This window comes from Streptomyces sp. NPDC054847 (assembly GCF_053610925.1).
In genome coordinates, this window is sequence record NZ_JBSGZJ010000491.1 from 1 (window position 1) to 5150 (window position 5150).

4 protein-coding genes are annotated in these 5150 nt (G+C 77.5%); all 4 read right to left on the reverse strand.

The window, feature by feature from the left end; genetic code table 11:
- On the reverse strand, positions 1–1228 hold a 1228-nt coding region (locus ACWGH4_RS30780; protein ID WP_453466680.1), incomplete at its 3' end, for a nitroreductase.
- Positions 1229–1256: 28 nt separating this feature from the next.
- Entirely contained in the window at positions 1257–2624 is a 1368-nt protein-coding gene (locus tag ACWGH4_RS30785; protein WP_453466682.1) for a YcaO-like family protein, read from the reverse strand.
- On the reverse strand, positions 2621–4180 hold the full coding sequence (locus tag ACWGH4_RS30790) for a CocE/NonD family hydrolase (RefSeq protein ID WP_453466684.1): 1560 nt from the start codon (positions 4178–4180) through the stop codon (positions 2621–2623). The genes ACWGH4_RS30785 and ACWGH4_RS30790 overlap by 4 nt, the downstream gene beginning before the upstream one ends.
- Complete coding sequence (locus ACWGH4_RS30795; protein WP_453466686.1) at positions 4177–5052, reverse strand: hypothetical protein; 876 nt, start codon at positions 5050–5052, stop codon at positions 4177–4179. Before ACWGH4_RS30795 ends, ACWGH4_RS30790 begins: the two co-directional genes overlap by 4 nt.
- Positions 5053–5150 lie beyond the last annotated feature (98 nt).

Here is a 5150-nt window from a genome sequence, read left to right on the forward strand (position 1 = left end):
GGGCCAGGCCGTGGATCACCCAGTCCTGTCCCGGCGGTCCGCCGAGCGCGGCCCCGAGGTCCGCGCCCTGCCAGGAGCCGACGGGCCGTGACGGCACGCCGGCGGCGGTCGCCGCGGCCTGCGCGTGGCCGATGCCGTAGCCGGCCGCGAGGTGGTCGTGCCGGACCCGGGCGCCGGGTGCTCCCGCCGGGCAGCCGTAGGCGAGGAGCACGGCCCCCGCCCGCGCGATCCAACTCTGCCGGGCGGCCCAGTGGGCGAGTGTGGGCAGCACGTCGCCGGAGGCGAGTCGGTGGAGGGCGTCGGTCGGCCCTCGGCGCGGGACTCCGTGCGCGGCCGGCTCGCCGGGGACTGCCCCGTCCGACGTGGCCGGCGGGCGGCTCGTCAGCAGACCCGGTCGTGGCCCGCCCACCGCCAGGCACCAGCGTGGGCCCGTCGGTGACGCGGTCTCCGCGGCGGCGAGGATCCGCGCCAGCACGGCGTTCGACGGCGATCCGTGGAAGCCCGGGGACGCGCTGCGCCGCGTCAGCAGCACGGCGTCGTCCGGTCCCCGACCGGCGACCGTACGCCAACTGCCGCGGCTGCCTCCGGAGTCGGTGAGCTCACCGAGGACCCGCAGCGCCGTGCGCAGGCAGCCAGGCGGTTCGTGCGCCCACGGTGGTGACACGGCGCTGTTCCGGTCGCCTGCCCAGCGCGCGAGCGCGCCGTGATCCCTGGGAAGCAGCTGCACCGCGGCCAGGGCGACCGGCACGCCCCCGGCCGCCGCGGACAGCAGCCCGCCGTCCGCGTCCAGGCACACCGCGTGCGCGCCCGCCAGGGCGAGTGCGGCCGCCGCATGGCCGGCGTCGAGCAGCACCAGCGGCCAGGCCCGGTGGCCGTAGTGCGACACGGTACGGCGCGCGGTCACCCCCAGGACGGCGAAGGCGCCCGCCGGCGCCAGTTCCGGTGCCGGGCCGTGCCGGTGCAGACGGTGGCACGCCGGGTCGTAGGCGTAGACGCCCGGCGGGAGCCCGCAGCCGGTGCCGAGCAGCAGAAAGGTGTCCACGGGGTGCAGGGCGCCGGCCGAGGGCGCGGGCCGCAGCCTGTCGCCCGCGAGCGAGAGCCGCAGGGTGCGGTCCAGTGGGGCCGGGACGGGCAGCGCCTCGCCGCGCAGCGGCACGGCCGCGGGCCCCGCGGGGAGGTCGGGGCCGGGGTCCGCCGTGGAACGGGCCAGGGCAAGCGCTTCGGTCACTATGGGCGAATGCGGCACCGTCACCGCCTCACATGTGCGGGGGCGGCGTGAGCGTGAAGTCGCCGGGCCCTGTGGGTGCGCGGTCGCGCCAGCCGCGTCCGACCGCGGCCTCCGCGAACCGCGGACAGCCGAAGTAGCCGAACGCGGCGGGCGCGTTGGGCACGAGCCCGGAGACGAGCACGCGGGCCACCCGCAGCGGCGTCTCGGCGACGTCCTCCGTGGTCAGGTCCAGGGTGACGACCCGGTGCCCGCCGGCCGCGAGGCGCTCCTCCAGGGCGGACCGGCTGCCGTGCGCGATCTCGCTGACGGGAACGACGCCGAGGGCGGGCCGGGTGAAGCGGTCGGCCAGCGGCGCCGTCCGGGGGTCCAGCCACACCTGGACGTGTGCGCCGAGGTCGCGGACGGCACGGAAGTCGGGGCCGCAGTCGTCGAGGTAGCGGCGGTCGGCACGGTGGTCCAGGTACAGGCCGCGTGCCAGCATCCCGGCGTCGATCGCCCGGAAGACCCAGCCGTCGGCCTCCGTCGTGCCCTGGGTGAACACCCAGGTGTGCACGGCCTCCAGGACGGCCTTGCGGGCGGCTTCCGCCGGGTCGTAGCGGCAGGCGAAGCCGGCCGCGTGGATGCCGCGTGCGGGGTCGTGGACGAGGGCGGCCATGCACGGCGCGAACTCGGAGGGCATCTCCACGACGAACACGTCGAGGCCGCAGCCGTCCAGGTCGCGGGCGAGGCCGGGGACGGAGCCGGGGTCGATGCCGCGGGTGGGGCCGTCGAGGTGCCACCACAGTTCGAGGGCGTCACGCTCGACGACCTCGAGGAGCCCCCGTTCGACGGCGTCGTCGAAGCCCTGGCCGGTGGCGATGCCCGCGTAGTTGAGGTGGTGGGTACGGGGCAGGTCACGCGAGTCGCCCTGCCGCCAGTTGAGGTGGGTCAGCGCGACGGGCGCCCAGCATTCCTCGCCGCGCTCCTGCGCGCGGGCCCACAGCGCGGGAGTGTCGGGGGTGAGGCGGCCGTACTCGAAACGGGGGCGTTCGTACTGCCAGTCGGCGTAGACGGGCAGGTCCCCGGGCCCGTAGAGGGTGCGGCCCTCGGAGAGGAGTTCCGCGGCCGTAGCCCGGCGGGGTGCGTCGGGGTGTCCGGCGGGGGGCAGCCGGTTGCCGCAGTAGCGCTCCACTGCCTCGGCCACCGCGGCGATCCGCGCGCCTTCCGGATCGCCGAACGTGGTCCCGAGCGACACCCGGTCGGCCGGCCACGCCCCGAAACGGCGTGCGTCGCCGACGTCCGCGGTCATGGCGGTGTAGCGGGGAGGTGCGCCCGCGGGGTGCGGTACGGGCTCCACGGCGCGTATCAGCCCGCAGACGGGGTCCACCAGCGCGTCGAGGGTCAGGGGGCTGGTCAACTGCATGTCTCCTGTACGGGGTCGATGGGCCGGCCGCCGCGTACGACGGGCAGCAGCAGGCTGCTGCCGTCCGGCCGCAGGCTCCTGCGCGAGGCGGTGAGACGGGTGGCGTGGACCGGGTCCTCGCCGGTGTGCGGGTTACGGGCGTGGGCGGGGAAGTGGTGTCCGGCCACCTCCACGCGCAGCCGCGTCCCCGCGGGCAGCCGGTGGGCCACGAGGCCGAGCGGCACCCGGAACCGGGCCGCCTCGCCGGCCGGGTCCGACCTGCGGACGATGCCGGTGGCGAGCGGCAGGGCCCGGCCGTCCGGATCGAGGGCGACGAGGCGCACGGCCCAGTCGGCGGTGGGGGTGGTGGCGGTCGCGCACAGATCCGCTCCGGCCGCGCCGCACAGGTCGAGGGGGCGGGGCAGCGGCGGGGTGACGAGCAGTGCGCGGTCGGGGACGTCACGGCGTTCGACGCTCAAGTCGTCGGAGCGGACGGGCTGTTCCGGGTCGGCGACGAAGGTGTCGCCCTGGAGGAGCCGCAGTCCGCCGGGCACGCCGAACGGCCAGGCGGTCCGCCCGCCCGCGCCGTGCGGTGCCGGGTACCAGTGTTCGCTGCCGCCGAGGGCGACGGCGCCCCGGCGTTCGTGGCCGAGAGCGCCTTCGAGGGCTGCGCGTGCCCACCGTACGTACAGTGCGCCGAGCCGCAGCCGGTGTCCGGGGCGCGCCTCCGGGGCGGGCTGGGAGGTCAGGCCGTGGCCCCACGGTCCGACGAGCAGCCGTGCGGGGCCGTGCCATTCGCGCCACAGCCGCAGCGTGTCGTCGGCGAACGGGTCGCGGGTGCCGCCCACGGCGAGGAGCGGGACCGGCGAGCGGGGCGCGGGCGCGGTCCGGTGGGGCGCGGCCCAGAGCCCGGGCCAGGAGGGAAGCGGGCGCCCGAGCCGCTCAGGGAGACGGACGAGGGGCAGGTGCTCGAGGAGCCGGGGGTCGCGCGCGAGGGCCTTGTCGATGGCCGCCGTGTCGGAGTCGGGACGGTCGCCGTGCGCCGCCCACCAGCCCGCGCGGGCCGACAGCCGCTCCACGCCGCCGCTTTCGCGGGACGTCTCCGCGAGACCGAGAGCGGGCACGGCGGCGATCACCGCGTCCGGCCTGCTCCGGGGGTCGCCGTCGGCGACGGCCGCGAGTGCGCAGTGGGCGGCGTACGAGGAGCCGGCGGCGACGACTCGTCCGTCCGACCAGGACCGGCCGCGGACCCAGCGGAACGTGGCGGCGCTGTCGGTCTCCTCGTACCGGTAGGGCTGCCAGTCGCCGTCGGACGCGTGCCGGCCGCGTACGTCCTGGACCACGGCGGCGAAGCCCTTGGCGGCCCAGGCGCGCGCCTCGTCGCGGTGGCTGCGCCGGTCGTACGGGGTGCGCAGGACGACGGCCGGGAAGGGGCCCTCGCCGCCGGGCAGTTGCACGCTGGTGGCAAGACCCGCCCCGTCGACGGGCACGCGCACGACGACGGGTGCGGGCAGGGGAACGGGTTCCGGCACCGGTACGGCCGGGCCTTCGTTCACGGGTGCGGCCGTCATCGCGTCAGGGGCGCTACGGCGGGGACCGGCAGCACGGTGTGCTCGTGGACGGTGAGGTCGCGCAGGTCGACGCGGCGCAGTCGACGCGAGCCGCCCCGGCCCGCCGCCCACGCGATGAGGTCGGCGGTCAGCAGGGAGGCCGTGAGGGCGGCCGAGGCCGCGGTGTGGGCCGGTCCGGTGTCGTCGGTGCACGATCCGGCCCAGTAGGCGGCGAGTTCGCGGTGGGCGGGCGTCGCGGCGAGGCGTCGCAGCCGTACGTCGGCCGAGGTGACGTCCCCCGGGCCGGCCGCGAGTGGTTCGAGCCACGCCGTCGTGCCTTCGCGGTGGCAGCGCAGCCAGCCGACCCCGCGGGCCGGCAGCCGGTCCGCCTCGTCCCACAGCCCGTGCCGCACGGGCGAGTCGAGGCACCAGACGACAGCGCGGGGTGACGTCCCGTCGGGCAGGTCGGTGAGCCGCGTCGCGTGGCGCACTTCGCCGCCCTCTGCCCGTACGAACCGGGTCAGCGGCTCGGTCAGCACGTCGTCGCCGAGGACGACGACGGTGTGTCCGGCGAGCGGCCCACGGACGCGGTCCCCGTCGCGGGCGAGGTAGCCCGCGTCGCCGAACGCGGCGACGAGGACGGCGAGCTCACTGTCGACGGCGCCCGGGACCGAGGGGCCGCCGGAGCCCGTGGCGGCCGGGCCGTGGTGCGGGGAGCCGGGCGCGGTGTCCTCCGGCCGGCCGGGAGCGCGGGTCAGGTGCGCGACGACCGTGTCCGGTGCCGCCGTGCCGGTGTCGACGCGGAGGAACTCGCCGTCGGGCGTCCGGACGGCGAGGCCCTGTCCGGGGACGGTGACGAGGGCGACGCCGGGGGCGAGTCGCGCGGTGGCCACGGGTTCTCCTGGGGTTCGGTGCGGGTGCGGGTCGGGCCCGCCCGGAACCGTGTTCCGGGCGGGCCCCCTGGCGGGGGCTACATGTCGCAGTCGGTCTC

What these genes read in the sequence shown, in the direction of transcription:
- ACWGH4_RS30790 (WP_453466684.1), bottom strand. Translation starts at nt 4,180, where the DNA reads ATGACGGCCGCACCCGTGAACGAAGGCCCGGCCGTACCGGTGCCGGAA.